Here is a 26,715-nt window from a genome sequence, read left to right as displayed (position 1 = left end):
CCATTGTATATATCCAATCGCGGGCAGCTCCCCCCAAGCCAAAAAGCCATTAACCCCAAGTTAATGGCTTTTCCCTCCTTTTTCACAACCACCTATTGCGTCTGCTGCCCTCTCCAGCTCATAATACCGCCCTTCAGATGGGACAACTCGCTAAAGCCATTTCTCCGAAGCATTCTGGCAGCTTGCTTGCTCCTCATGCCACTACGGCAATACAGATAAATCTGACGATCCTTCGGGATTTCGCTCAATCTTTTCCCCATCGAGGACAAAGGAATATTCACTGCACCCGGGATGTAGCCTTGCTTCAATTCACCAGGCTCGCGCACATCAATGAGCACATGCTTGTCCGTGTCCGCTGCCATGGCCTCCTGAAATTGTTCAGACGATAGATTGCGCAGCCCCTTAACTCCTGCAAACCTCGAATAGAAAAACCATACGATAAAACCGAGTGCCACGATATTAAAAATCATATTACTATCCATAAGCTGCCTCTTTTCTGGGCTGAATCGATTACATTTTCACATCATCCTCATATTGTAGCACCAACACCCTAACTTGGAAAACTACATTGAGGTATACTAAGATAGAGTCGAAGACATGCAGTACGGAGGAGAATCTATGCCTAAAACGACTGAACATCACGCTGTCATTCTATTCGACGGTGTTTGCCTGCTTTGCAGCTCAGCGGTGCAATTCATCCTGCGAAACGATCCGAAGGGCGTGTTCCACTTCGCTTCTCTTCAGTCTGAGTCAGGCCAAAAGCTGCTTGCCCAGCACAAACTGCCCCTAGATCGACTAAGCACCATAGTGCTGATCGAAGGGGATCGCGCTTATACGCGCAGTTCGGCTGCCCTGCGTATTGCACGGCGTTTGCGCGGTGCTTGGCCACTGGCCTACGCAGCCATCGTAATCCCGTCTCCGATCCGCAACCTCGGATACAGCTTCATCGCGCGCAACCGCTATCGTTGGTTCGGCAAGACCGAGCATTGCATGCTGCCGAAGCCGGAGCATAAGGGACGGTTCCTGGATTGAGTGGCGACCGCCTCAGCCTAAACATCCTTCTTGCGCAAACTTACGCCGCCGAACATCCAACAGCACAAGCTCAGGGTGCCCATCTGGAAGCTATGGTGCAGCAGCTTCGCGCTCCGTGAAGCATCGCCCGCTCCAAGCGCGATCAGCAACGGCGCAAAATGCTCCGGCGTTGGCACCGCCTCCCGCGCATGTGGCGCTCTTTCGTCGTAGCGAATCAGCGCCTCTAAGTTCCACGTTTCTAGCTGCTCCGCTAGCCACTCGTCAAACTCCACGGCCCATAGCTGCGGCACTGGATTGTTATGATCCAATTTCCGCAAATTGTGTACCGTCCCGCCACTGCCAATGATCAGTACCTGCTCCTCCCGTAAGGGTCCTAACGCGGCACCAATCCGATAATGCTCCTCGGGCGTTAGCCGCGGATTAACCGAAAGCGTCACGACTGGGATCTGCGCATCGGGATACATAATGGAGAGCGGCGCCCAGGCCCCATGATCCAGGCCCCGCCTATCATTGAGCTCACAGCGTATACCCTCTTGCTGAAAAAGCTGCTGAATATGCAGGCTTAGGGGGAGATCCCCTTTAGCCGGATAGTTAATGTCATAAAGCTTTTCCGAAAAACCTGAGAAATCGTACATCATCTCCGGCTCGACTGCCGAGCTAATCTTCTGCACGGGGCTTTCCCAATGAGCACTGAACAAAACAATGGCTTTCGGCGTCGGTATCGACATCGCAAGTCTTTGCAAGAACTCCGTATACGCATGCTGCTCAATCGCCAAGCTCGGTGAGCCATGCGCAATAAAAAATGCCGGCAGCATAGCAGCGCCCCCTCCCACAGAATTCAATGCCAATTATCTACATTATTCTCGAATCTGTGAAAATAAAACCACACTACACTCGCCTTGGGAGTTTCCATCATCTTTTTCCAGTGATTCCGTCCTCATCACTTACCGTTCATAAACCGCTCGATCCCATCCGCAATGCCCTTGGCCAGCTTTTGTTGGTATGCCGTCTCTGACATAAGCTCGTCCTCTTCGGGATTAGTCATGAACCCGAGCTCAACGAGCGCGACGGGGACCTTCGACCAGTTGAAGCCGCTAAGGTCGTCGCGTGCCGAAAGACCTCTGCCCTTTTGGCCTGTTGCTTGCTGCAAGCCAGCTAGTAAATATCCAGCCGCCTGCTTGCTTTCTGTGGCAATGGGCTTAACTGCCGGTTGTCCCGCTGATGGGTACAATACCGAAAACCCCTTCGTACTCGCCGAGGCATCGCCATCCGCATGAATCCTTACAACCAACGCCGCATCTGCCTCATTCGCCATATCCGCACGCTGCTTGTTACTGATATCTACGTCGTGCGACTCGCGCGTCATCGCAACGTTGATCCCCCGTCGGACTAGCTCAGCTTTAAGCAGCAAAGATACTTCCAGATTGAGCACATACTCCGGTTTCTTCGTGCGTACGCCAACAGTTCCAGAGCTGACCTTGGCCTTCGTTTCACGCGTATCTGGCCCGACCTGCTCAGGTTCGTTATTACCGACCCGTTGATGCCCGGGATCGATCATCACGAGCTTATTGCTCTGTTTTTTGACTGGAGCTATTGTTGAAGCAGTCGAAGTCTTCGATGGCGTTGGCTTCGGTTCAAGCGTTGCAACCGGTGATGGAGCCGCCGTTGGTGAAGGTGCTGGCGTATTGATCGGTGCCGCCTGTACCTCTGACGCCGTCGCAGCTGTCGCCACCGCTGTTCCCTGCGAAACAGGCGCAGCACTCTGCACCGTCTCAGTCGCAGGAGCAGCCTCAATCAGCTTTTGCTTATTCCCGCATCCAGCCAACACACCGACAAGAACTACGACCGCAGCGAGGAGCAGCATTCTTTTATAACACATCTAACGATTCCCCTTTTTCTCTATGTTCTGTATAAAAACGGCCAACATTCACGAAACTAACGCTACCATGCTTCTCCACATTTGGGAGGTTCCACTATGGCACTTTGGCATTATATCACTGATCACTGGCTGTCCATATCATTAGTTGTTCTTGCCATACTGGCGTGTTTTTTCGTCTACAAGGGCAGAAGCAAGTACATTCGTGGCTGGGATAAAAAGTAGATGGATACCCTACACCCCCACACATACCAAAAACACAGCCCCCGCTGCGCACGCCCAATCGGGTAATCGCTTCTAAGAGGACTGTGTTTTTTGTTTGTAGCTACAACTTATTTCAATGCTTTCATCGCAATGTCCGTACGGTAATGCTTACCTTCAAAATGAATCCGATCCGCATCCGCATAAGCCTTTTGACGAGCTTCGACGATATCCTTACCAAGGCCAGTGATCCCGAGTACACGTCCACCGTTGGTGACAATTTGCCCGTTTTCAACTGCTGTACCAGCGTGGAACACAAGAGAATCCTGGACTTGATCAAGACCTGTGATCGGCAATCCTTTCGGATATGGCCCAGGGTAGCCTGGCGAAGCCACGATCACGCATACTGCGGCTTGTTCGCTCCACTCGATTGGCTGCTCAGCCAACGTACCGTTGTTGATCGCTAAGAAAATATCCAGCAAATCCGTTTTCAATCGCGGCAAAATCACCTGCGTCTCCGGATCACCGAAGCGCGCGTTGAACTCAATCGTTTTCACGCCGTTCGGCGTCAAAATCAGACCCGCATACAGGACGCCTTTGAACGGACGGCCTTCAGCCACCATTGCATCCGCCGTTGGTTGGACGATGTTCACAAGTGCTTCCTGCACGATGGACTCTGGAATATGTGGCAGTGGGGAGTATGTGCCCATTCCGCCTGTATTCGGCCCTTTATCGTTATCAAAAACAGGCTTATGATCCTGCGAAGGCACCATCAAACGCACCGTCGAACCATCAACGAAGGCCAACAAAGACATTTCTTGTCCTGTTAGGAACTCCTCGATCACCACGCTTGCGCCTGCGGATTTACCAAACACCTGACCCACCATAATGTCTTTCAGCGCTGCTTCCGCTTCTTCCATCGTTTGCGCAACCGTTACACCTTTACCAGCGGCCAAGCCGTCAGCTTTGATTACGATAGGCGCTGTTTGACTGCGCAAGTAAGCAAGTGCCGGCTCATACGCGTCAAAAGACTCGTAAGCTGCCGTTGGGATGCTGTATTTTTTGAGCAGCTGCTTCATAAATACTTTGCTGCCTTCAATAATCGCAGCGTTGGCGCGCGGGCCGAATGCCTCGATGCCTTTGGACTCCAAATGATCAACCAAACCTGCCGCTAACGGATCATCTGGCGCAACCATGACCAAATCAATGGCTTGTTCCTTGGCAAATGTACTGATCTCTTCGAACTGAAGCTCAGTGATCGGCACGCATTCCGCTAAGCCGGCAATTCCACCATTCCCTGGTGCGCAGAACAACTTGCTGATTTTTGGGCTTTTGCTCAGTGCCCATACAATCGCATGCTCACGTCCGCCACGTCCAATAACTAATACTTTCATCTTCGTCATCAGTCCCTCTCATGGGGAATGCCCACGGTCCACTTACGAATCGTGAGCATTCTCAATTGTTTTAGTGTTTAAAGTGACGAACGCCTGTCATGACCATCGCAATGCCATTTTCGTTCGCTACGCGAATGGATTCTTCGTCTTTGATGGAGCCGCCTGGCTGAATCACCGCAGTGATGCCTGCTTTTGCTGCCATTTCAAGCGTATCGCCCATTGGGAAGAAAGCATCGGACGAAAGGACGGAGCCTTTCGCTTTGTCGCCAGCTTGCTCGATCGCGATTTTCGCTGCGCCGACACGGTTCATTTGACCAGCGCCTACGCCAACTGTCATATCGTCAGCCACAAGTACAATGGCATTAGATTTAACGTGCTTAACTACTTTCCATGCGAAAAGCAATTGCTTCATCTCTTCCGCTGTCGGTTGACGCTCGGAAACGACCTTCAGATCTGCTTCTGTCAGTTGGTAAGCGTCGCTAGCTTGTACAAGCATGCCGCCTTCAACTGTTGTGATTACTGGCTCGGAAGTGCGGCCAGCAATTGTATCCAAACCGCTTACTTTGAGTAGGCGGATGTTCTTCTTTTTAGCCAAAATTTCAAGTGCTTCTGGTGTAAAATCTGGCGCGATGACGATTTCCAAGAAAATCTCATGCAGCAGTTGTGCTGTCGCCTCGTCGATAGTACGGTTTGCAGCTACGATTCCACCGAAGATGGACGTTGGATCTGCATTGTACGCTTTCGTGTAGGCTTCCAGTACGTTCGTACCGATACCCACGCCGCAAGGGTTCATGTGCTTAACGGCAACAACCGCAGGCTCGCTGAACTCTTTTACAATTTGAAGAGCCGTGTTCGCGTCATTAATATTGTTGTACGATAATTCCTTACCGTGTAATTGTTCAGCCGTTGTGATGTTGCCAGCAGCTGCATTCGGCTTGCGGTAGAACGCTGCGCTTTGGTGCGGGTTCTCGCCGTAGCGAAGCTCCTGCATTTTCTCATACGTTACTGTGTAACGCTCTGGGTAAGGCTCGCCCTGAAGGCCAGTCAAGTAGTCACCAATCAAAGCATCGTAAGCACCTGTGTGACGGAACACTTTTGCCGCTAGACGTTTACGTGTTTCCAGCGTCGTATCGCCAGTCTCTTGTACTTCTTCAAGCACTTTCGCATAGTCAGTCGTGTCTACGATAACGGAAACGAAGGCATGGTTTTTCGCTGCGGAACGAAGCATGGTCGGCCCACCGATATCGATGTTCTCGATCGCATCTTCGTAAGTCACATCAGGCTTCGCAATTGTTTCTGCAAAAGGATACAAATTCACGACAACTAGATCAATGTACTCCAAGCCAAGCTCTTTCATGCTTGCTTGGTGCTCTTCGTTGTCACGAACAGCTAGAAGTCCGCCATGTACGTTCGGGTGAAGCGTCTTCACACGGCCATCCATGATTTCTGGGAACCCTGTAACCTCGGAAATACCGATAACCGGCACCCCTTTATCCTTTAACAAACTAAGCGTACCGCCTGTGGAAATGATCTCAACGCCCAGCTTCGACAGCTCGCTCGCGAATTCAACGATGCCCGTTTTATCGAAAACGCTGATCAGTGCTCTTTTGATTGCCACTATGCTTCCTCCTTAGGGAATGGAATTGTATGAATAAATGCTTAGTGATGAAAAACATCACTACAGCTGCTGCTTCTTACGCTAGGTCCTACTTAGTGATGAAAATCATCACTACAGAACCCGTTACCCCACTTTCGGGGCAAAATGATCTCTGTAACGTGATAAAACATCACTACAGCGGCCATTTCTCTCACCACGCCCAACTTAGTGATGAAAATCATCACTACAGCGCACGGAATCACGATTTCCGGGGGCACTGGCCCCCCGCTCTCTAACGTCCGCCCCAACCTTCGAGGCATCCGCCTTCTCTGAATAAGATAGATAAGTGCCACACACGCACGCACAGCGGCGCGCGAATTAAACCCTACTTCCGCACGCTAACCCTGCGTCCGTCCAAGCTCACGCGGCCCTCGCGCAGCCACCGCACAACCTGCGGCAGCAGCACGTGCTCAGCCGCGTGGATTCGCTCCGTGAGCGAATCTGCCGTCTCGTGCTCGTGGATTTCCACGGCACGCTGCGCAATGATCGGGCCGGAGTCCAGCCCGCCATCGACAAAATGCACCGTGACGCCTGTCTGCTTCACGCCATACTCAACAGCCTGCTCCACAGCGCGCACGCCGGGGAACGACGGCAATAAAGATGGATGAATGTTGATCATCCGCCCAAAAAACGGCTCAACCAACACATTCGTAATAATCCGCATGTACCCTGCCATCACAACCAGATCAACCTGGCGATCCTGCAGCTCTTTCAAGATCAGCGCCTCATACGCCTCACGGCTTTCGTATTCCTTCGGGTTGAAGGCAAATACTGGCACCTTCGCTTCCTTCGCACGCTCAACTACGAACGCCTTTGGGCGATCACAGACAAGAAGCTCGATGCTAACATCAAGCTTCCCCTTCTGTACCTGATCCACAATAGCCTGAAAATTCGAGCCGCTGCCTGAAGCCATAACCGCGATGCGATAAGGCTGCATTACACGTCAGCTCCTTGGAACGTAACTACACGCTCGCCTTCGGTTACAACGCCTAAACGATAAGCTTTCTCGCCTTGCGCTTCCGCTGCAGCAATAGCTTTCTCTGCATCGTCAGCTGCCACGATGACAACCATCCCGATTCCCATGTTGAACGTGCGGAACATATCATTGTTCGTGATGTTACCTACACGCTGCATCAAAGAGAAGATCGGTAGAATCGGCCATGATCCGTATTGGATATCCACGTTCACGCCATCTGGCAGAACGCGTGGAATATTTTCGATGAAACCACCGCCTGTAATGTGCGCCATACCTTTGATCGCTACGTCTTCCAACATAGCCAAAACTGGCTTCACATAAAGCTTCGTTGGCTCCAGCAGCACGTTCCCCAGCTTGTCCCCAAGCTCTTCAACATGCCCTTGAAGGGTATACCCGTTATCTTCTAGCAAAAGCTTACGCACAAGCGAGAACCCGTTACTGTGCACACCGCTCGAAGCTAGTCCTAGTACGACATCTCCAGGACGGATCGTTGTACCATCAATGATCTTTTTCTTGTCGACGATTCCAACCGTAAAGCCGGCAATGTCATACTCCCCTTGTGCATACATGCCTGGCATTTCCGCAGTTTCGCCACCGATCAATGAGCAGCCAGACTGCGCACAACCGTCGGCGATCCCTTTAATGATCGCTTCAATTTTCTCTGGAATGACTTTGTCACAAGCGAGATAGTCAAGGAAGAACAATGGCTCTGCGCCTTGAACGATAATATCGTTTACACACATTGCAACAGCGTCGATCCCAATCGTATCATGCTTATCCATGGCAAAAGCAATCTTCAGCTTCGTGCCTACGCCGTCCGTACCGGATACGAGAACAGGCTCCTCATACTTGTCTTTGTTCAAGCTGAACAGCCCGCCGAAGCCTCCGAGATCTGTTAACACTTCAGGACGGAATGTCCGTTTAACGTGCTTTTTCATCCGTTCTACTGCTTCGTTCCCCGCCGCGATATCGACGCCAGCCTTTTTGTAAGCATCCGACACTGACCAACACTCCTTAGTTTGTCTATATATGGGGGAGGTCGCTAGACCCCCGTTTTCTCTCTATTACTATTGGCTGAATCCGTGACCGTGAGGCTGTCACAGAATCATCTGTTAATCACAAGCACAGCCAACCTTCGTCACATCAACGATTTCAGTCGGATAGCTGTTATCGAAGCAAGCCGTACAATATCCGCTCTCTTTGCCTGCGGAACCTTGTCCGATTGAATCCAATAACCCATCCTTCGTTAGAAAATGAAGCGAATCCGCGTTGATCGCCTTGCGAATTTCTTCGATCGAATTCATCGCCGCGATAAGCTCTTTGCGGTCTGGTGTATCAATTCCGTAGTAACAAGGGTTCATGAAAGGCGGCGAAGATATCCGCACATGAACCTCCGTTGCCCCAGCTTCACGAAGCAGGTTGACGATGCGTAAGGACGTTGTCCCACGAACGATGGAGTCATCGATCATCACGACACGCTTGCCTTCGACCACCTTGCGAACGGCGCTCAGCTTCATTTTGACACCTTGCTCACGAAGCTCTTGGCTTGGAATGATGAACGTCCGGCCCGTGTAGCGGTTTTTGATCAAACCCAGTTCGTAAGGAATCCCGGTTTGTTCCGCAAAGCCGATCGCAGCTGAAATACTTGAATCCGGCACGCCAGTAACAATATCAGCATCCACGAAAGCTTCCATCGCCAATCGTTTACCCATCCGTTTACGAGCGGAATGAATATTCACCGTGTCGATGTCGCTATCAGGACGAGCGAAGTAGATGTACTCCATCGCACAGATCGCACGCCTTCCGCCTTCTGTAAACTGCTCAGAACGGAAACCGTCACGATCAATGACGATAATCTCACCAGGCTGCACATCACGGAAATACGTTGCCCCAACGGCATCGAACGCACAGCTCTCAGACGCGAACAAGTAGGCTTCTCCGAGGCGACCGATCATGAACGGACGTAAGCCGTTCGGATCAAGTGCAGCAATCAATTTATCTTTCGTGATAATAAGGAATGCGAAGCCGCCGATGACTTGATTCATTGCATCTTTCACAGCATCAACGATATCATCATGCTCCGAGCGAGCAATCAGATGCGCCATAACCTCAGTATCACTTGTTGTTTGGAAAATAGAACCCTTCCGCTCCAGTTCACGCTTGATAATGTTGGCATTATCCAGGTTCCCGTTCGTCGCAATCGCTAGATCGCCCTCGCGGTATTTGAATACGAGTGGCTGCGCATTTGCCAGCTTGCTTTCGCCTGCTGTTGAATAACGTACATGAGCGATAGCCGTTGAGCCCGTAAGTGGATGCAAATTATCATTTGTAAAAACTTCCTTCGCAAGTCCCATCCCACGGTAATAATTGAACTTGCCTTCATCGACCGTACAGATGCCGGCACTTTCCTGGCCACGATGCTGCAGGGCATGCAGCCCGTAATAGCACAGTGAGGAAGCGTCGGGATGACCATACACCCCGAACACCCCGCACTCTTCATTCAGCTTATCGAACAATCCGCCTTGGCCGCCAATACCTTCGTTGTAATAGTCGCCTGTCCAAAGCTCATGCTGCCCATTCTCAAGTTGTTCAAATGGTGCCACAGGAAGCTTCAGGGCCTTGGATTGCTTCACGCCATTAGACATGGAATCGCATCCTTCCAGACTTTCGCCAGCTCGTTTACAGGAGACTGGAGACGCTGTTCGTCATTGATTTTCACAGTTAAGTAAGAACCTGTTACTTTTCCGATTTCTTGATAAGGTACACCTTGGGAAGCGATCCAGTGCTTAAGCGCATCCGCTTTGTCTGGTGTAGCGCTCAGAATGATACGGGATTGCGTTTCACTGAACAATGCGAAATCAGGACGAAGATCAGACGCTACATTAACCTCTGCGCCGATGTTGCCGCTGATACAGCTTTCTGCAAGTGCTACAGCTAATCCGCCTTCAGACAAGTCATGCGCAGAAGCAACTAGACCTTCTTGAATCGCTTTTAGTACTGCGTTTTGCAGGCGTTTCTCAGTCGCCAAGTCCAACTCAGGAGGACGGCCTTCTGTTACACCGTGAATCACATATTGGAATTCGCTGCCGCCGAGCTCAGCTTTCGTCTCACCTAGCAGGATAATGATGTCGCCTTCGTTTTTGAAGTTTTGTGTTGTGATGTGATCGATGTCATGAACAAGACCAACCATACCGATTACCGGTGTAGGGTAGATAGCGCCTTTGGAGTTCTCGTTGTAAAGCGAGACGTTACCGCCGATAACCGGCGTATCCAAGAAGCGGCAAGCTTCCGCCATACCATCTGTGGATTTCTCCAACTGCCAGAAGATTTCCGGCTTGTCAGGGGAACCAAAGTTCAAGTTGTCCGTCACAGCAAGCGGCTCAGCACCAGAACATACTACGTTACGTGCTGCTTCTGAAACCGCGATACGTCCGCCCACTTCCGGATCAAGGTACACGTAGCGTCCGTTACAATCCGTTGTCATCGCTAGACCTTTGCGCGTGCCGCGGATGGTTACAACAGCTGCGTCCGAACCTGGACGCACAGCAGTTTCTGTACGAACCATGTAGTCATACTGGTTGTAAACCCATTCTTTGCTCGCTACCGTTGGGGACGCGAGTACGGATTTCAGCGCATCCGTCAACTTCGTTACCTCTGGGTAACGCGTTGTATCGATCGCTGCGCTTGCTTCGTAATAAGCCGGCACTTTGCTTGGCTTATTGTAAACCGGGCACTCATCAACGAGTGCGCCAACAGGCATGTTCCCCACGACTTCACCGTGGTGGATTAACTTAAGGAAACCGTCGTCAGTAACCTTACCGACTTTCGCGCAGTGCAAGCCCCAACGCTCGAAAATGCCCTTAGCTTGCGCCTCATCCTTCGGCTCAACAACAAAAAGCATACGCTCTTGGGACTCAGACAGCATCATTTCATATGCAGTCATACCGTCTTCGCGTTGTGGAACTTCATCCAGGTACAGCTCCATGCCGTTACCTGCTTTACTTGCCATCTCAGCGCTGGAACACGTAAGTCCCGCTGCGCCCATATCTTGAATTCCTAGCACGATGCCGGAATCGATTAACTCTAAGCATGCTTCTAGAACAAGCTTTTCCATGAACGGATCGCCAACTTGTACCGCTGGACGCTTCGCTTCGGATTCAGCAGTTAGTTCCTCGGATGCGAATGTCGCACCGTGGATACCGTCACGGCCTGTTGCTGGGCCTACATAGAAGACTGGGTTGCCAACACCCTTGGCAACACCGCGTTGGATCATGTCGTGGTCGATCAGACCCACGCACATGGCGTTAACGAGCGGGTTCCCCTCGTAGCTCTCGTCGAACATGACTTCGCCGCCAACAGTCGGAATCCCGATACAGTTACCGTATCCAGCGATACCGGAGACAACGTGCTCGAACAAGTACTTCACGCGATCGTTTTCCAATTTACCGAAACGCAAGGAGTTCAATAATGCCACTGGGCGTGCACCCATGGAGAAAATATCACGAATAATACCGCCCACACCTGTCGCTGCGCCTTGGTAAGGCTCGATTGCGGAAGGGTGGTTATGACTTTCAATTTTGAAAACAACCGCTTGGTTGTCCCCGATATCTACAATCCCTGCACCTTCACCAGGTCCCATTAGAACGCGAGGTCCTGTAACTGGGAATTTGCGAAGAACAGGTTTGGAATTTTTGTAAGAACAATGCTCGGACCACATTACGCTGAATACGCCGATCTCCACATAGTTCGGATTGCGTCCAAGGAAGCCGCAAATTTTGGCAAACTCCTCGTCGGTTACACCCATTTGCTTGTAGATCTTCTGTTCCGCGATTTGTTCGGCTGATGGTTCCTTAGCGGATAGCTGCTGCGTCATGTTTTTCCCTCCAAGCACTTAGAATTGATGTGAACATTTTCTTACCGTCTGCGGAGCCCAAAATCTCATGAATGGCGCGCTCTGGATGGGGCATCATACCCACAACGTTCCCTGCTTTGTTGCTAATTCCTGCGATATCATCAAGTGATCCGTTCGGGTTGTTGCCCGCTTCATAACGGAACACGATTTGGTTGTTTTCTTGTAAATCTTTCAGCGTAGCTTCGTCACAGTAGTAGTTGCCTTCACCGTGTGCGATCGGAATGTTGATCAATTCACCTTCAGCATAATCACGTGTGAACGCCGTTGTGTTGTTCTCAACCTTCAGAACCGCTTGGTGACAGCGGAATTTCATGCCGTTATTGCGCAGCAATGCGCCTGGCAGCAAGCGAGCCTCCGTCAACACTTGGAATCCGTTACAAATACCTAGAATGTATTTGCCTTCTTCCGCAGCCTTCACGACAGCCTTCATCACGTTCGTAAACTGAGCAATCGCTCCACAACGCAGGTAATCCCCGTAAGAGAATCCTCCTGGTACTAGGATACAATCATATTTGGACAAGTCGCCGTCCGTATGCCATACATAGTCAACTGGCTGACCAATCGTGTCTTCAATCGCTTTGTACAAGTCAATATCGCAATTCGATCCCGGGAACACAAGAACCGCAAAATTCATGGCTATTTCCTCCTAAAAGTTTTGCTTTAGCAAAACTATCTTCGTAAGCATTTGCTTTGATTAACTTGTGTCTATTACACCAATTCGTAGCGGTAATCTTCGATTACTGTGTTTGCAAGCAGCTTCTCGCACATTGCTTTAACACGTGCTTCCGCTTCTGCTCTGTCTGTTGTACCTAGTTCAAGCTCCAAGTATTTACCGATGCGTACTTTGCCAACTTCTTCGAAGCCCATGGAGTGAAGTGCTCCTTGTACTGCAGTTCCTTGCACGTCCAATACGTTCTGTTTAATCGTTACATAGACCGTTGCTTTCATATGAAATCTCTCCTCAGCGTTATTATTAATCAACCAAGCGGTGCAGAATGCCTTTATATCGGTTCGAAGTCTCTTCCACAACAGAAGCTGGAAGCTCATCCGGTTCACTATTTTTATCCCAACCTGATCCCGCCAAATACGTGCGAACAGGCTCTTTGTCCATAGAATCGATCTCGATATCCAAGGCATATTTATCTTCAGACCAGTAACGGGATGAATCCGGCGTGAAAATCTCATCAATAATAATAAGTTCACCTGCATAGAAACCAAATTCAAACTTCGTATCTGCTAAAATAATGCCTTTTTGCTCACAGATGGAATGTGCTAGCACATACAGCATAATGCTGCGCTCTTGCAGTGCATAAGTCAGCTCTTCGCCAACCAGTTCTTTCATTTGCTCAAGGGAGATGTCCTCATCATGACCGACATCATTTTTCGCTGCTGGTGTGAAAATGGGCTCTGGCAACCGTTGGTTTTTACGTAAGCCTTCCGGTAATTTAATGCCGTTAATTTCTCCCGTTTTCTCGTACTGTCTCCAGCCGTTCCCTGTGATGTAGCCACGAACAACGCACTCGATGGAAATGCGCTCTGCCTTCTTGGCTACAATAATACGTTCCTTCAACAGCTCACGGTCAGCAGCACTTGGAATAATCGCTTGAAGCTTCTCAACATCCGTGTGGATGATGTGATTATTCATATAACCGCTGGTAATTCCGAACCAGTACTTGCTGAGTGCATTCAGTACATAACCTTTATCCGGAACGCCAGGCTTCAAGATGTAATCAAAAGCCGAAATACGATCCGTTACCACGATCAAAAAGCTATCCCCAAGATCATACAACTCACGTACTTTGCCTTTATGCACCAGAGGCGCATTAATCATTTCCTCAGCAGTATCTACGATCACGCTTGCGTTTGCCACGAATTCCACACCCTTTCCCCTTCAAATCTATCTGTTAGTTCAAACCAAGACGGTCAAAGATCGTGCTTACATGCTTCAAATGCCAGCTAGGATCGAAGCAATCTGCGATTTCTTCAGGGCTTAACACTTCTGTAATCACCGATGTGTTCTCAACGATTTCACGGAAGGAACGTTGCTCTTCCCATGCTTGCATCGCTCTCGGCTGTACCGTGTCATAAGCTTGCTCACGAGCAAAGCCTTTGTCGATCAGCTTCGTCATCACGCGGCCGGAGAAAGGAACATCGTACGTGCTGCGCATGTTACGTTTCATATTTTCAGGGAACACCGTCAAATTCTTGATGATGTTGCCAAGACGGTTCAGCATGTAGTTCAACAATTGTGTCGCATCCGGTAAAATAATGCGCTCAACGGAGGAGTGCGAAATGTCGCGCTCATGCCATAGCGTTACGTTCTCGTAAGCGGACACCATGTGCCCACGAATGACACGGGACAGACCGGAAATGCTCTCGCAACCGATTGGGTTACGTTTGTGCGGCATTGCGGATGAGCCTTTTTGACCTTTTGCAAACGGCTCTTCTACCTCGCGGAACTCACTCTTTTGAAGGGCGCGGATTTCCGTTGCAAATTTGTCTAGGGATGTTGCTACCAATGCAAGTGTAGCCATGTATTCTGCATGGCGGTCACGTTGCAGCGTTTGTGTGGAGATTGGCGCTGCTTTCGTACCAAGTTTACCGCAAACGTATTCTTCAACGAACGGATCAATGTTCGCGTACGTGCCAACTGCTCCAGAGATTTTACCGAATTGCACGCCGTCAGCGGCAAAGCGGAAACGCTCCAGGTTACGCTTCATTTCCTCGTACCATAGCGCCATTTTCAAACCAAACGTCGTTGGCTCTGCGTGAACACCATGCGTTCTACCCATCATTGCTGTATCTCTATGCTCAATCGCTTTGTTGCGTAGGATTTCGATGAAGTTCTGGATGTCTTTATCCAAAATTTCGTTCGCTTGGCGCAGCAAGTAACCAAGTGCTGTATCTACAACATCCGTGGACGTTAAGCCGTAGTGAACCCATTTGCGCTCAGGCCCTAGCGTTTCAGAAACCGCTCTAGTGAAGGCGATTACGTCGTGACGTGTTTCTTGCTCGATTTCATAAATGCGATCGATGTTGAAGCTTGCTTTCTCTCGCAATACTTTCACATCTTCTTTCGGGATCACACCAAGCTCTGACCAAGCCTCGCAAGAAAGAATTTCAACTTCCAGCCAAGCGTTAAATTTATTTTCTTCTGTCCAAATGCGTGCCATCTCGGGGCGTGTATAACGTTCGATCATGATTCCGTTCCTCCAATGAGTTTCATTTACTTACTTTCCCAAATGCCTGTCTGTTCTATCCAAGTCAGTGCTTTCGCAACATCGTTTGTCAAAAGATTAATGTGACCCATCTTACGTTTTTCTTTCGCTTCCTTCTTCCCGTACAAATGAACCTTCGCGCTAACGCCTAAAGCTTCGTTTTCCAGAAACCCTGGCTGAGTTAGCTGTTCATGCAGCGGCGCGATATGCTCGCCTAGCAAATTAACCATCACTACTGGTGTCAACAGTTCCGTTGAACCAAGCGGCAAGTTGCAAATCGCCCGAACATGCTGCTCGAACTGCGAGGTCCGGCAAGCTTCCATCGTGTAATGCCCAGAATTATGCGGGCGTGGCGCAAGCTCATTCACGTACAGTTGACCGTCCTTAGTCAGGAATAGCTCAACCGCGATAAGCCCGATCACACCGAGTGACTCGGCGATGCGAATCGCCAGTTCTTCGGCTGCCTTCTGCACGGGCACAGGAATACGTGCCGGCACGATGGATTCGTGCAGAATATTATGTACATGTATATTTTCAGCAGCAGGAAATGCCTTTACCTCGCCGCGTGGACTTCTAGCTGCAATAACGGATAATTCCTTGTCAAAATGAATGAATTGCTCGAGCACCAGCTCGGTTTTGGCGCGGCTTAAGGTTTCGTAGGCTTCTGCCACTTCGTCTAGAGAACGAAGCACCCACTGCCCTTTACCGTCATAACCGCCAGTAGCGGTTTTGAGTACGCATGGCGTACCGAAGCGCTCTGCCGCTTCCCGCAGCTCCGCCTCGCTTCTGATCTCTGCATATGGCGCTACAGGAACGCCTGCTGCTTCAATCGCTCTCTTCTCACGAAGACGGTGCTGTGTCGTGTATAAAAGATGACTGCCTTGTGGAACATAGGACTCTTCCATCAAGATGTTGGTGACGTGCGCGTCGACGTTTTCGAATTCGTACGTGATCACGTCCGACAGTGCGGCAAGCCTTCTAGCGGCCTCAACGTCGTCGAAATTCGCTTTAATTTGCTCATCGGCTACTTGACCGCATGGTGCGTCCTCCGTCGGATCGAGTGTCACGAAGCGATACCCCATGTTGCGTCCGGCTAGTGTAAGCATGCGCCCTAATTGCCCGCCGCCAAGGATGCCGATTGTGCCTCCTGGCTGGATCACCTTACCTCTGGATGCCTCGCTCATAGCTGGTCACTGCTTTCTAGCACCGTTTGCGTAATACGCGCGCGGCGTGCTTTCACTTTCGCTTGAATCTCTGGATCAAAAGCGCCCAGAATTTGCGCAGCGAGCAAGCCTGCGTTCGTTGCACCTGCATGGCCGATTGCAACCGTAGCAACCGGAATGCCGCCCGGCATCTGTACAATAGAGAGTAGAGAGTCCATACCATTCAACGTAGACGTTTTGACTGGAACACCAATAACCGGAAGCTCCGTTTTGGCCGCTACCATTCCTGGTAGATGCGCCGCCCCGCCTGCTCCGGCAATAATCACTTGTAGGCCGCGTTCGATGGCTGATGCCGCATAATCAAACATCAGATCCGGCGTTCTATGCGCGGAGACGACCTTCTTCTCATAGGCTATACCCAGTTCGTCCAACATATCACAAGCATGCTTCATCGTTTCCCAATCCGACTGGCTTCCCATAATTACACCAACACGTACCGTCATCTCAAACCTCTTTCTTATAGGTAATTTTAAAAGTCAACTTTGATAACGAAGAATTTACGAGAAGCGTCTCGGCATCGAATCTTGAACGAAATTCGGGAAGTCCGGTACTCACGTAGCACATCACTACGCTCCGTTCCTCTTTCTCCACCTTTCGTCCAACCTTCTCGGTTCTGAAAGCCGACTTTTAAAATCTTCATAATAATAAAAATGCCCAGAGCTAGAATTCACGATTCTATACGCTGGACAGCAAAAGAACCGAATGCAAAAAGACCATCATTTCCTATGGTTCCCCTCATTCGCTTCCTCGTAGTCCAAAAATTCATGGTTTTTGGGTAGATACTTCCAGGCCTTATTCCTGATTTTATACGAGTTGATTCGACATTTTCAATTAGTGCGGCTTCATTTCCCGCTTTCCTAGTTTACTACCAACTAACGTGCCATGTCAATTTGAAAAAACGAACATTTATTACTTTATTCTTTTAAATAGTTCGCTTTTTCGGCACATTTTCTATCTTTTACCTGTTTTAGACGGAAGATGCGTTTCACAACATCTCTATATGAGATCAGCACATGTCCTTAGACTTCGAAATCACTTGTAAGACGAGCCTTCATATTTTTCGACACGACTTCATTCTTTGAAAAAAACAAACGCACTGACATACAGCTGTCAGTGCGTTTGTTTATAATGATAATCAGAGGTGACCAGAATCTATGATCATAGATAAAATCGTACAAGTTCACACGCGACAAGATTGGCGAAATTGGTTAAGTGATTTTCACAGCACAGAAAATTATTGTTGGGTAGTCCCTACAAATCGTCATGCGGATAGTTACTTAGATTTTGTTGAAGAAGCCTTGTGTTTTGGCTGGATTGATAGCACGACTAAAAAAATCAATGATACGCAAACAGCCCAACGATTTTCGCCCAGGAAGAAAAAGAGCAACTGGACAGAGCTCAATAAAGAACGCGTCAGAAGGTTAGATAAATTAGGCCTCATGACAGAAGCAGGATATCGTGTATTGCCAGATATGAACACCGCGGCTTTTATCATCCATGAAGATATCTTAGCGCAATTACGTCAGGACGAAGTGCTTTATCGCCATTTTCAAGCCTTGCCAGATCTATATGTTAGAGTCAAGATCGATAATATCCAGTCTGTGCGGAAAGATCCTGCGTTGTATCAGAATCGTTTGACAAAATTCATTGAACAAACTCGTCTAAATAACATGTATGGACAATGGCATGATAATGGTCGTCTATTGGCGTATTAAGAACAGATCGCCGCTTCATAACGTAAGGAGGCACCGCTAACCGTTGATTCATTCACTAATCCAAGCTGCTTAAAAACGTGCAGAGAGCTGTTAACTGTCATCGCATTCAGATGTGGATATTGACCGACCATCGCCTCGCAGATGTCTTTCACCGTTGTGAAGCCTTCTTGCTCATAAAGAAATGCAAGTAATGCACGCCGCTGCGGTGTTAGTGGAATATTTCTAGCCAGCATCCGCTGTAAAGCCTGATTCAGATCATGTTTGACCATAAGGGTAACCTCCTCTTTCATTTTCTTTGCTTTTGCTCACCAGTAGTCAATGCATCGATATTTAATTATAATTATTATAATATAATATTTATTATAGTTATAGTGAGAATCGTTGTCAATCAACTTTCCTAGACAACAATAAACCGCCAGGGGAGATCATCCTGACGGCAATACGCAAGCTAAACTTGCTTATTCATTCGAATACCTGGGGATTTAGTGAGATAAGGACACTGGGTGTGCTTATTTCCCGTACCACTCGATATTTCGAGCACATTTGCGAAAAATAAGCACCCTCGCCTTGCTTAGACGCTTCAGCTCAGGGGGTATGTGATAAATAAGAACTTTCTATCGTTCTATCCCCCGCTTCGTTGGATCCCAGCCATCCTCGCCTGCAAGAATTTGCTGAGCTGTCAGCTTCTCCACTTCCTGCGCGTTCAACTCAATTGCCCACTCGGACCGCCCGCTTGTTACAGCCCCAGGCCCCTTACTCCCAAACTCCATGTACCTAACCTCATCGATAGGTTCCCGCTCATTCCAGCGATCCCAGCCCACGGCCTTAATATGCGGCCCCATCCAGCAATCCAGAAATGCGACCTTCGCGTAATTTCTCCACGGCCTTCCTAAACCTACAGATTGCTCAGGCGCATCCCCAGTCAGCTTACACCCTAGGAATACATAGCCATATTCAACCTCCTCAGGGGTAGATGCTGCCGTAATCCATCCACGTCCCAAGGAGAAGATCTCACAATCCTGAAAAACCGCTGTCGCCGAGCCGAATATAAAATCGATATCCCCCTCCACATAGCAGCGTTCATAATACTGCCTTACGGGACGTCTTGGCGCATCCTCCCTCGGACCGCCAAAGCTGCCGCGATCTCTCGGTTTCGGTGGTAAAGGACCTGTAAACAGGGTGTCTTGAGACCCACGGAAACGGCAATCTCGAAAGGCGACGCAGTCTCCATCGACGTAAGCAGCAAGCGCCTGCCCCACGACCTCCCCTCTCCCCGCTGTATTCTCGAACGTGACGCCTTCCACCGTCACATGATCCCCGCCTATGTAAACCGTGTAAGAATGAAACGTGTGGTAAGGCTCCCCGTTTGGAAACAACTTTTTCGCGTAATCGTCATATGTGATAACTGTCTGATCCGCGCCATCCCCAACCAAGCTTATCCACGGCTTATCGATCACCAACTTTTCTTTGTACACACCACTTTTGATATAAATGGTCACTGGCTCTTCTCGCTCCGAAGGTACGTAATCGACAGCCTCTTGAATTCGAATGAAATCCCCGCTTCCATCTGCTGCAACTGTAATCATAATTTCCTACCTTTTCTCTAGACGATAGAAAGAGCAGGCGCTATGCCTGCTCCACTTCCACACCCAGCTTGATGAAATCGCCTAACGTGAGCGTTCGGAACTCTTCCTTCCATGGCGACAACGCCTGCAACTCCCCAAATATCCCCTCAGCCTTCTGAACACACACCGTCTGCACAATCCGTGCGTACTCCAAGCAGCCAGAGTCCTGAATGAGCTCTTTTACCTTTTCTTCACTCGCCGCAAATTGCGCAGCCGTGATTTCCCCAGCATAATAGGCCTTCACCGGTGAGAGGGCCTCATCTTCAATCGCGAGTAAATACAAGATCGGCAGTGTCCGTCTCTTCGCCATTAAGTCACTTTTCTCATCATAGCGAACAAGATCTCGCACATCATTTTGAATCTGGTGGAGCAGCCCCACGCAATCAGCCATCTGATGCAGCAGCTCTACCATTTCTTCCGTACACGCTGTATCGGAATAGCCCATGAAGCACGCAAGGCGGAATAAGGAACCCGATTTCTCTTGAGTCATCCACAGGTATTCATCCACGGTAGTGACGGCATTGGTCACATCCTTATGCTGGCCGTTAATTGATCTAGCGATGATTTTGCTGATTTCTACCAGCATAGTTCCGCTAGCATTCAGCCTTCCCAACTCACCCACCACACCCATGATTAGCGCCAATACAGCATTCAACGCACTCGCAGAGTCGACTCTCATCCAAGGCTTACTCTCACTATCCTGATCCTGCAGATCGTCCACGATATCCAGAATGAGTACAACCAGTTCTGTCAATGCCGCTCGGCGATGAATATCCGGTGAGCCGCCACCTAGCATGGCGTGTGTGCACAGCGTGAGATTGGACCATGAAAGACTCGAGGTCTCCTTGTCAGTCATACAGGATCTCAGCAGATCTTTCAAATCCTCATCAAACATATAATCATCCATCATCCGTGCCATATGCTGCCGAATATCCTGCATGCAAAGCGCCTACTTTCAGGTATAGTATTTACTCTTGATAAACTTCTCCAAAGCCTCTGTCCTTGATTTCGCGCCCCACTTGTCATAAATTTTACGCAAATAATTATCTACCGTACGCTTACTCATGAAAATCCGCTCCGCAATTTGTTCGTGGGTAGCCCCTTTAACGAGCATGTTCATCATGAGCACTTCTTCCTCTTGCAGCTCGCACTCTTCCCCAGCGTCCGCTTCATTTAATTGCATCTGGTTGAAGAAGGACAGAGGAATCATCGTATATCCGTCTAAAATGCAATACACCATATTCTTGATCGTTCGCTCACTCGACTCTTTCGAGAGTACACCGCTTACTTTCATTTCAATGAGTTTATTATAAATACCAGCCAGTTCGATGCCTGTGAAAATGACAATATGGATGTGCGGATAAAGCTGCTTAAGCTGTGCGGCAACCTCTGTTCCTGTCTGATCAGGAAGCTGATAATCTAGAAATACGAGTCCAGGCTGGTGCAGCTTCACATACTCCAAGCATTCCTTCGCATTACTAACAACTCCGACAACCTCAATCCGATCTATTTCATCTAACAACGACTTCGTCGCCCGCGCAAATAAAGGATGGTCATCGACCACTAATGTTTTGACGGTTTCACTCATGCTGATAACACTTCCTCAGTTGGTATTGTGATTAGGATATGGGTCCCTTCACCCTCTGCTGTCTCCAATTCAAAGCTTCCACCCACATGCAGCACGCGGCTTCGCATATAGGTAAGCCCCATTCCCGAAGAAGCGATCTCAACAGCAACCTCTTCCTTCACGTGAAAGCCTACGCCATCGTCCCGATAGCTTAAGTAGAAGAAAGGTCCTTCCTCCCACAAATGAAAGCTAACGTTGGCAGCCTGTGAATGTTTCTTAGCATTGTTAAGTAATTCTTGCACGATCCGGAAGATATGCCGTTTGGCCGATAAATCCTTGCCCTCGATGTCGGAAATCTGCTCTGCTCGGAAGGAAATTTCGAATGGCGTCGTATACGATTCCTTCTCAACGAACGTCTTCAAGGTTTGCTTCAATCCTACCTCTTTTAACAAGTGAGGATTCAACTCAAAGCAGCTTTGGCGTAAGCTGGCATTAATCATTTCCACAAAGTTGTTCATGCTGTATAACTGTTCACGATCCTCTTGGCGCATCGATGGTTTCTCTGCCAGCGTGGTTAATCTTCGTTTGAGGAAAAATAAATCCTGCATCGTTGTATCATGAAGATCGGTTGCGATCCGAACCCGTTCCTCCTCCTGCAGCTCGAACATAACCTTCCTTAACCAGAGATGTTCTTCCTGCGGGAGATGAGAAACCATTTGCTGGAGCCTGCCTGTCAGCTTACGAATCAGATACACATTCTCCATCCCTACTTCCAAATAGGAGGTAATCAGCTGCAGCCACTGCCACTCTTCCTTCGCGATCCGTGTGTTCGTCTTTTTCCGTGTCACGATAAGATAGCTTGTGTACTCCTCATGGCAGTTCATTTCCATAAACGTATAGTAAGGATGATCCAGCATTGCAGATGAATTAACCAAACGCTGAATTTCGGCCGTGTCTACTTCACCTTCGCATATGATTTCGATATCATTTTTATGCCGAAAAACAATCGCGCCGCCTGTCACTTGCAGGGTGCCCACGATATCCACAAGGATGATATCCTTCAGATCACGGAAACTGGAAATTGTACCTAAATTTTTGGAAATCTTTTTCAAAGCCGACTTCAATATGTACTTTCTCGGGAACAAATAGGGTTCTAATCGAGTCGTCCAATATTCGGCTGCATATAGCATGATGGAGACAAGGAAGAGAGAACCGCTGAAGATAAATAAAAGTTGTTTGCTGTTGGTCTCACCATGAAAAACGAGTGCAAAAGCACCAGTAAACAAAATGACCGGCAGTATGGCCATTAGGCAAGAAAACACAATGCGCCGTACCACAAGTCCAATATCATACAACTGATCTGAAGCTATTAAATACGAAAATGTAATTGGGAAAATGAGCAGCATTCCGCTCGTATAAATTGGATCCAATATCCAACCTCCAACGATGAGCTGTGGAAGAAAGGATAGACAAATAATGGGCAGAAATGAGATGAGCAAGGAGTAAAACACACTCTTAATAATCCCAGTCAGCGGCGTTTGTATTTTCCGGATTTTCACAAACAAGGTAGATAAGAGAACTAAATTCAAAGAGATGATGATGATGAAGAATCCTATCGTAAAGGAGCCATCAAAGCGATACACGTAAGCCATTGACGGGAAGAAATATAAGCCTCTTGATACAAAAGCCAGTAAAGCAATCGCGTACAAGTATTTAAAATGTCGTTTAGGTAACTCCATGTTCCCTTTTTCCTTGAAGAACACAACAAGAAAATGCAGAAAAACAATCGGCAGCACCATCATCGAGCTTGCAATGATCAACTTGCCTATCAAGTCCCCTCGCGTAGAAGGACCCAAACTCATAAAGATCATGGCGGCGCTTAGGAAAGAGAAAGCTAGTAATCGTGCGGAAGGCGACCGGCTTTCTCTTACTAGTAATAATACGCACATGAATAGGCAGACGAATTCCTCAGTAAGCGAAATAATATCAAATAGTGAGGGTTGACCCGTCCTTAAGTCGATGGACTCTACGTTCCCAGCTCTCCAAATCACGACTGTGTTTGCCTTCTCTACAACCTTCCATCGTTTTACGGTAGACCATTCCTCTGGCGGCTTTCCGTCAATGGCGATTACTTTATCGCCGATACGAATGTTATCATTCGTGCTATTTGCCTCTAGCTTACTGACCACCCAATCATTCGTACGAGCTTTGTCCAAGTAGATACCATTATACGGAAAATGGAAGGTAATAAAGGAACACCAGATTTGCAATGCAACCAGGACCACCATGCAAAAACCGACAATAATCTTTGTTAATATTTTCAATTACCTCTCCCCTAAATTCCAATATTTTGCTATACTTACTCTTGAACACTACTATTAAAAAAGAGGGAGCTAAAATTATGTCGATTATTCAGTTAAACCCAGAGCTGCAACGTTCCGTACACGCAGTTAAGCGCGCAGAGTTGCGCAAGCAAGCAGATTCCTTTATGGTGGCTCAGCCTCTTTCTACTGAAGAAACTGCTGCACTTATCAAAACGTTTACAACACCTTCGCACACAAGAAAACAAGATGCAAACGAGCCTTCTAACTACTGGTGGTAATCTAGTAGTATTTTACCAAATATTAAAAAGGATTGTATATTAGCCTCAGCTAATTATACAATCCTTTTTTTATTTCGTATGCATGTCCTTCGCACTACTCTGCCCAAATCCAACAAATTTCTTGCTACGCTGTTCCGAAGGTGACACCTAGTTCACGGAGTCGTTTGCGGTACGCGATACTCAAGCGATCACACTTCAAATGCAGCTCCGCTTGCAAATCTAGCGGCAGCAATTCCGGCTTCTGATTTTCTACCATAATCCGATCCTGCTCGATGAGCCTATCTTGGAATTGGATGAACACCTCGTCGAGCTCGTCATACGCATAATTTCTTTGCTTCAGCATGTAAGCCACGCTAGTCTGCTCCGTAATCGGCAGCACCATCAGAAACAGACGAAAGATGTGATCAGACACGTCATCTCTCTTCGTAAAAGCTACACATAATGGACCGAACACCTCATACACATAGCGACTATTCACTCCACGTCCAGTCCCATCGGCATCTGGCTGATACACGATGATCTCTTCGGAACGCAGAACGCCATCCTCTTCCAACACATGATAATCATTGATTTCAGCAAAATCACTATCGCCCAGCAGACCCTCATGCACGAACATGAGGTGGGATACATCGAGGAAATTTTCTATAATGCGTGGCCCTGCTGCTTGCAGCGTGTAAGGTCCCATGAACACTTCCTTGAAGCCTTCGGGCACGTAAGCACTCACTTTCGGCAGCGGCCCAGCGGGTGTCCCTAAGCATACCCAGATCAGGCCATGCGCTTCCACACAGGCATAAACGAAGGCCTTGGCTTTCGTTGGGATAGCCTGATCCTTCGGCAAAGAAGGAATCCTGGTACATGTGCCACAGCCATTATAGGACCAGCCATGATACGCGCATACAAGCTCATCGCCATTTACTTTCCCTAGTGAGAGCGGCACACCGCGATGAATACATAAGTCTTTAAACGCGTGGACGCCTTGCGTGGTGCGGAATACCGCTACTTTTTCGCCTAGTACAATCACTGCTTCCGGCTTTTTCGTGAGTGCTGACGATAACAACACCGGGTGCCACTCGTGAATTAATGCGATATCTTGTATTGTCATCGCCACTCACATCCTTTCGGACTCTATTTAGGAATGACACCTTTAATGCCCTTAACAAACCAAGTAGTGCCCAGAATTTCTTCGTCTGTCATCTTTTTGCCTGATTCGAAGCGAGTTTTACCGTCTTGGTCCACGATTGGTCCTTGGAACACCTCAAACGTACCATTCAGAATTTCCACTTTCTTCTTCTCCACCAGCGCCTTCACATCAGCTGGCACATTTTTACCAAGCGGAGCAATATCCGTGATGCCTTCTTTCATACTGCCGAAGTAAGCCTCGGATTTCCACGTGCCATCCATAATACTTTTTACCGTTTTCACGTAGTAAGGGCCCCAGTTCCATTTCGGATTCGATATGTACGTCTCGGGTGCGAATCTCCCCATATCGGAATCATTCCCGATGCCCCAAACTTTACGTTCAGCAGCCGCTTGAATGCTTGCCGGTGAATCTTGGTAAGCCGCCAATACGTCCACACCTTTATCCAGCAGGGAAATTGCAGCTTGCTTCTCTGTGGCAGGATCGAACCACGTGTTGCTCCACACCACGGAGACATCGATATTCGGATTCACACTTTGCGCACCCAGCGTGAACGCATTAATGGTATAAATGACCTCTGGAATTGGGAATGCACCGACATAACCGAGGTGGTTGTTTTTTGTCATTTTCCCAGCTGCCATACCGACGAGGTACGCACTTTGGTACTCACGTCCCATGTACGTTCCTAGGTTTGGCGCTGTTTTGTAGCCTGTGGAATGCAGGAATTTCACATTCGGATGCTTCGCCGCTACCGCAACCATCGGGTCCATGTATCCGAAGGAAGTTCCGAAAATAATATCATTTTTCTGAGCCAACTCTTCAAATACGCGCTCTGCGTCAGGGCCTTCCGGTATATTTTCAACCGTTGTCGCTTTAATACCCAGCTCTTTCTCGAGCATTATCCGACCTTGATCATGCTCAAATGTCCAACCGCCATCCCCCGGAACTCCGATGTACACAAAAGCAACTCTCGGCAGCTTTTTCTCTGTTGCTGCTGCTGAGGATGCAGGGGACGTGCTCGATTCCGTAGTGGTACTCGTGGTGGAGCAGGCGCTTAGAATGACAAGCATAATGGCGGTTAAAGAAAGCAATAATTTTCGCATATGGCTTCTACCCCTCTCTTTTTATGGACAATCCGCATTTCTCTACAGCTCTGAAAATCCCCTCATACCCTGTGCACCTGCATATGTTCCCGCATAGTGCTTTCTCAGCCTCCGCCCTTGTTGGCGCAGGATTCGTTTCCCATAACGCGGTTAAGGTGACAACCATGCCGGCGGTACAGTAGCCGCACTGCAATCCTCCCTCCTCTAACATCGCTTGTTGAATCGGATGCAGCTCTTCGCCTGCCGATATTCCCTCTATGGTCGTAAGTTCCTTCCCCGATGCTTGATACGCCATCAGTAAACAGGAATTCACAGGTTGACCATCGAGCAGAATCATGCAAGCGCCGCAGCGCCCGATCTCGCAAGAAACCTTGGTGCCGGTCATCAACAGGTCATCCCTCAGAACTGCTGACATCCTTTTGTATGCTGGGACTGGAATTAACACTGCCCTCCCGTTAATGGTGCACTCTAGCACA

Annotated in this window: 27 protein-coding genes and 1 riboswitch; of the genes, 4 read left to right on the top strand and 23 right to left on the bottom strand. The window is 48.7% G+C overall.

Annotated features, from left to right (window positions below; translation table 11 throughout):
• Positions 1-92: 92 nt before the first annotated feature.
• Entirely contained in the window at positions 93-482 is a 390-nt protein-coding gene (locus AC58QC_RS27300; protein WP_497418195.1) for a rhodanese-like domain-containing protein, read from the bottom strand.
• A 136-nt stretch (positions 483-618) separates the two neighbouring features.
• On the opposite strand from AC58QC_RS27300, the gene AC58QC_RS27295 reads away from it, so the two are divergent.
• Positions 619-1,032: a thiol-disulfide oxidoreductase DCC family protein gene (locus AC58QC_RS27295; RefSeq protein ID WP_497418194.1), complete on the top strand. Its 414-nt coding sequence runs from the start codon at positions 619-621 to the stop codon at positions 1,030-1,032.
• Positions 1,033-1,049: 17 nt separating this feature from the next.
• On the opposite strand, the gene AC58QC_RS27290 is transcribed toward AC58QC_RS27295, so the two are convergent.
• A complete protein-coding gene (locus tag AC58QC_RS27290) occupies positions 1,050-1,847 on the bottom strand; it encodes a DODA-type extradiol aromatic ring-opening family dioxygenase (protein ID WP_497418193.1) in 798 nt (265 codons plus the stop codon).
• Between the two features lie 125 nt (positions 1,848-1,972).
• Positions 1,973-2,911, bottom strand: a complete 939-nt coding sequence (locus AC58QC_RS27285; protein ID WP_497418192.1) for an N-acetylmuramoyl-L-alanine amidase family protein — start codon at positions 2,909-2,911, stop codon at positions 1,973-1,975.
• Between the two features lie 96 nt (positions 2,912-3,007).
• Between AC58QC_RS27285 and AC58QC_RS27280 the strand changes: the two genes are divergently transcribed.
• Complete coding sequence (locus AC58QC_RS27280; RefSeq protein ID WP_497418191.1) at positions 3,008-3,133, top strand: hypothetical protein; 126 nt, start codon at positions 3,008-3,010, stop codon at positions 3,131-3,133.
• A 107-nt stretch (positions 3,134-3,240) separates the two neighbouring features.
• Here AC58QC_RS27280 and purD read toward each other — a convergent pair whose 3' ends face one another.
• The 12 genes from purD to purE all read right to left on the bottom strand — a co-directional run bounded on the left by purD (position 3,241) and on the right by purE (position 16,932).
• Complete coding sequence (gene purD, locus AC58QC_RS27275) at positions 3,241-4,503, bottom strand: phosphoribosylamine--glycine ligase (protein WP_497418231.1); 1,263 nt, start codon at positions 4,501-4,503, stop codon at positions 3,241-3,243.
• Positions 4,504-4,573: 70 nt separating this feature from the next.
• Positions 4,574-6,121, bottom strand: coding sequence for a bifunctional phosphoribosylaminoimidazolecarboxamide formyltransferase/IMP cyclohydrolase (purH, locus tag AC58QC_RS27270; protein WP_497418190.1), 1,548 nt, complete (start codon positions 6,119-6,121; stop codon positions 4,574-4,576).
• A gap of 364 nt (positions 6,122-6,485) precedes the next feature.
• The gene (purN, locus tag AC58QC_RS27265; protein ID WP_497418189.1) at positions 6,486-7,097 is read right to left on the bottom strand and encodes a phosphoribosylglycinamide formyltransferase; all 612 of its coding nucleotides are present in this window, start codon (positions 7,095-7,097) and stop codon (positions 6,486-6,488) included.
• Complete coding sequence (purM, locus tag AC58QC_RS27260; protein ID WP_056612773.1) at positions 7,097-8,137, bottom strand: phosphoribosylformylglycinamidine cyclo-ligase; 1,041 nt, start codon at positions 8,135-8,137, stop codon at positions 7,097-7,099. Before purM ends, purN begins: the two co-directional genes overlap by 1 nt.
• Positions 8,138-8,248: 111 nt before the next feature.
• Complete coding sequence (purF, locus tag AC58QC_RS27255) at positions 8,249-9,781, bottom strand: amidophosphoribosyltransferase (protein WP_497418188.1); 1,533 nt, start codon at positions 9,779-9,781, stop codon at positions 8,249-8,251.
• Complete coding sequence (purL, locus tag AC58QC_RS27250; protein ID WP_497418187.1) at positions 9,766-12,009, bottom strand: phosphoribosylformylglycinamidine synthase subunit PurL; 2,244 nt, start codon at positions 12,007-12,009, stop codon at positions 9,766-9,768. The genes purF and purL overlap by 16 nt, the downstream gene beginning before the upstream one ends.
• Positions 11,987-12,682: a phosphoribosylformylglycinamidine synthase subunit PurQ gene (purQ, locus tag AC58QC_RS27245; RefSeq protein ID WP_057311519.1), complete on the bottom strand. Its 696-nt coding sequence runs from the start codon at positions 12,680-12,682 to the stop codon at positions 11,987-11,989. Before purQ ends, purL begins: the two co-directional genes overlap by 23 nt.
• A 74-nt stretch (positions 12,683-12,756) precedes the next feature.
• Positions 12,757-12,996: a phosphoribosylformylglycinamidine synthase subunit PurS gene (gene purS / locus AC58QC_RS27240; RefSeq protein WP_028556672.1), complete on the bottom strand. Its 240-nt coding sequence runs from the start codon at positions 12,994-12,996 to the stop codon at positions 12,757-12,759.
• A gap of 25 nt (positions 12,997-13,021) precedes the next feature.
• Positions 13,022-13,903, bottom strand: a complete 882-nt coding sequence (locus tag AC58QC_RS27235; RefSeq protein WP_497418230.1) for a phosphoribosylaminoimidazolesuccinocarboxamide synthase — start codon at positions 13,901-13,903, stop codon at positions 13,022-13,024.
• Positions 13,904-13,952: 49 nt separating this feature from the next.
• A complete protein-coding gene (gene purB, locus AC58QC_RS27230; protein WP_497366402.1) occupies positions 13,953-15,248 on the bottom strand; it encodes an adenylosuccinate lyase in 1,296 nt (431 codons plus the stop codon).
• A gap of 26 nt (positions 15,249-15,274) precedes the next feature.
• Entirely contained in the window at positions 15,275-16,450 is a 1,176-nt protein-coding gene (purK, locus tag AC58QC_RS27225; RefSeq protein WP_497418186.1) for a 5-(carboxyamino)imidazole ribonucleotide synthase, read from the bottom strand.
• Positions 16,447-16,932, bottom strand: a complete 486-nt coding sequence (gene purE / locus AC58QC_RS27220; protein ID WP_056612763.1) for a 5-(carboxyamino)imidazole ribonucleotide mutase — start codon at positions 16,930-16,932, stop codon at positions 16,447-16,449. The genes purK and purE overlap by 4 nt, the downstream gene beginning before the upstream one ends.
• A gap of 287 nt (positions 16,933-17,219) precedes the next feature.
• Positions 17,220-17,321, bottom strand: a riboswitch (purine riboswitch).
• Positions 17,322-17,643: 322 nt separating this feature from the next.
• Here purE and AC58QC_RS27215 point away from each other — a divergent pair.
• The gene (locus AC58QC_RS27215) at positions 17,644-18,204 is read left to right on the top strand and encodes a YdeI/OmpD-associated family protein (protein ID WP_497418185.1); all 561 of its coding nucleotides are present in this window, start codon (positions 17,644-17,646) and stop codon (positions 18,202-18,204) included.
• Here the strand turns inward: AC58QC_RS27215 and AC58QC_RS27210 are convergent.
• From AC58QC_RS27210 to AC58QC_RS27190, 5 genes are all read right to left on the bottom strand, one after another.
• Positions 18,201-18,473, bottom strand: coding sequence for a Fur family transcriptional regulator (locus tag AC58QC_RS27210; RefSeq protein WP_497418184.1), 273 nt, complete (start codon positions 18,471-18,473; stop codon positions 18,201-18,203). The two genes, AC58QC_RS27215 and AC58QC_RS27210, sit on opposite strands and share 4 nt — an antisense overlap.
• Positions 18,474-18,818: 345 nt before the next feature.
• Positions 18,819-19,790 (bottom strand): pectinesterase family protein, encoded by a 972-nt coding sequence (locus tag AC58QC_RS27205; RefSeq protein ID WP_497418183.1) that lies wholly within the window; start codon positions 19,788-19,790, stop codon positions 18,819-18,821.
• Between the two features lie 40 nt (positions 19,791-19,830).
• A complete protein-coding gene (locus AC58QC_RS27200) occupies positions 19,831-20,769 on the bottom strand; it encodes a polyprenyl synthetase family protein (protein WP_497418182.1) in 939 nt (312 codons plus the stop codon).
• A gap of 15 nt (positions 20,770-20,784) precedes the next feature.
• On the bottom strand, positions 20,785-21,417 hold the full coding sequence (locus tag AC58QC_RS27195) for a response regulator (RefSeq protein WP_497418181.1): 633 nt from the start codon (positions 21,415-21,417) through the stop codon (positions 20,785-20,787).
• Positions 21,414-23,720, bottom strand: a complete 2,307-nt coding sequence (locus AC58QC_RS27190; protein WP_497418180.1) for an ATP-binding protein — start codon at positions 23,718-23,720, stop codon at positions 21,414-21,416. The genes AC58QC_RS27195 and AC58QC_RS27190 overlap by 4 nt, the downstream gene beginning before the upstream one ends.
• Positions 23,721-23,797: 77 nt before the next feature.
• Between AC58QC_RS27190 and AC58QC_RS27185 the strand changes: the two genes are divergently transcribed.
• Positions 23,798-23,998 (top strand): hypothetical protein, encoded by a 201-nt coding sequence (locus tag AC58QC_RS27185; RefSeq protein WP_497418179.1) that lies wholly within the window; start codon positions 23,798-23,800, stop codon positions 23,996-23,998.
• 124 nt (positions 23,999-24,122) lie between these two features.
• Here the strand turns inward: AC58QC_RS27185 and AC58QC_RS27180 are convergent, their stop codons facing one another.
• From AC58QC_RS27180 to AC58QC_RS27170, 3 genes are read right to left on the bottom strand one after another with little or no spacing between them, the layout of a single operon-like run.
• Positions 24,123-25,100, bottom strand: a complete 978-nt coding sequence (locus tag AC58QC_RS27180) for an aromatic ring-hydroxylating dioxygenase subunit alpha (RefSeq protein WP_497418178.1) — start codon at positions 25,098-25,100, stop codon at positions 24,123-24,125.
• 23 nt (positions 25,101-25,123) lie between these two features.
• The gene (locus tag AC58QC_RS27175) at positions 25,124-26,239 is read right to left on the bottom strand and encodes a BMP family ABC transporter substrate-binding protein (RefSeq protein WP_497418177.1); all 1,116 of its coding nucleotides are present in this window, start codon (positions 26,237-26,239) and stop codon (positions 25,124-25,126) included.
• A gap of 7 nt (positions 26,240-26,246) precedes the next feature.
• The gene (locus AC58QC_RS27170) at positions 26,247-26,714 is read right to left on the bottom strand and encodes a (2Fe-2S)-binding protein (RefSeq protein WP_497418229.1); all 468 of its coding nucleotides are present in this window, start codon (positions 26,712-26,714) and stop codon (positions 26,247-26,249) included.
• Position 26,715 lies beyond the last annotated feature (1 nt).

This window comes from Paenibacillus sp. J22P51 (assembly GCF_059692215.1).
The sequence above is the reverse complement of the archived record's forward strand: the minus strand, read 5'-3'. Positions and strand labels throughout refer to the sequence as shown.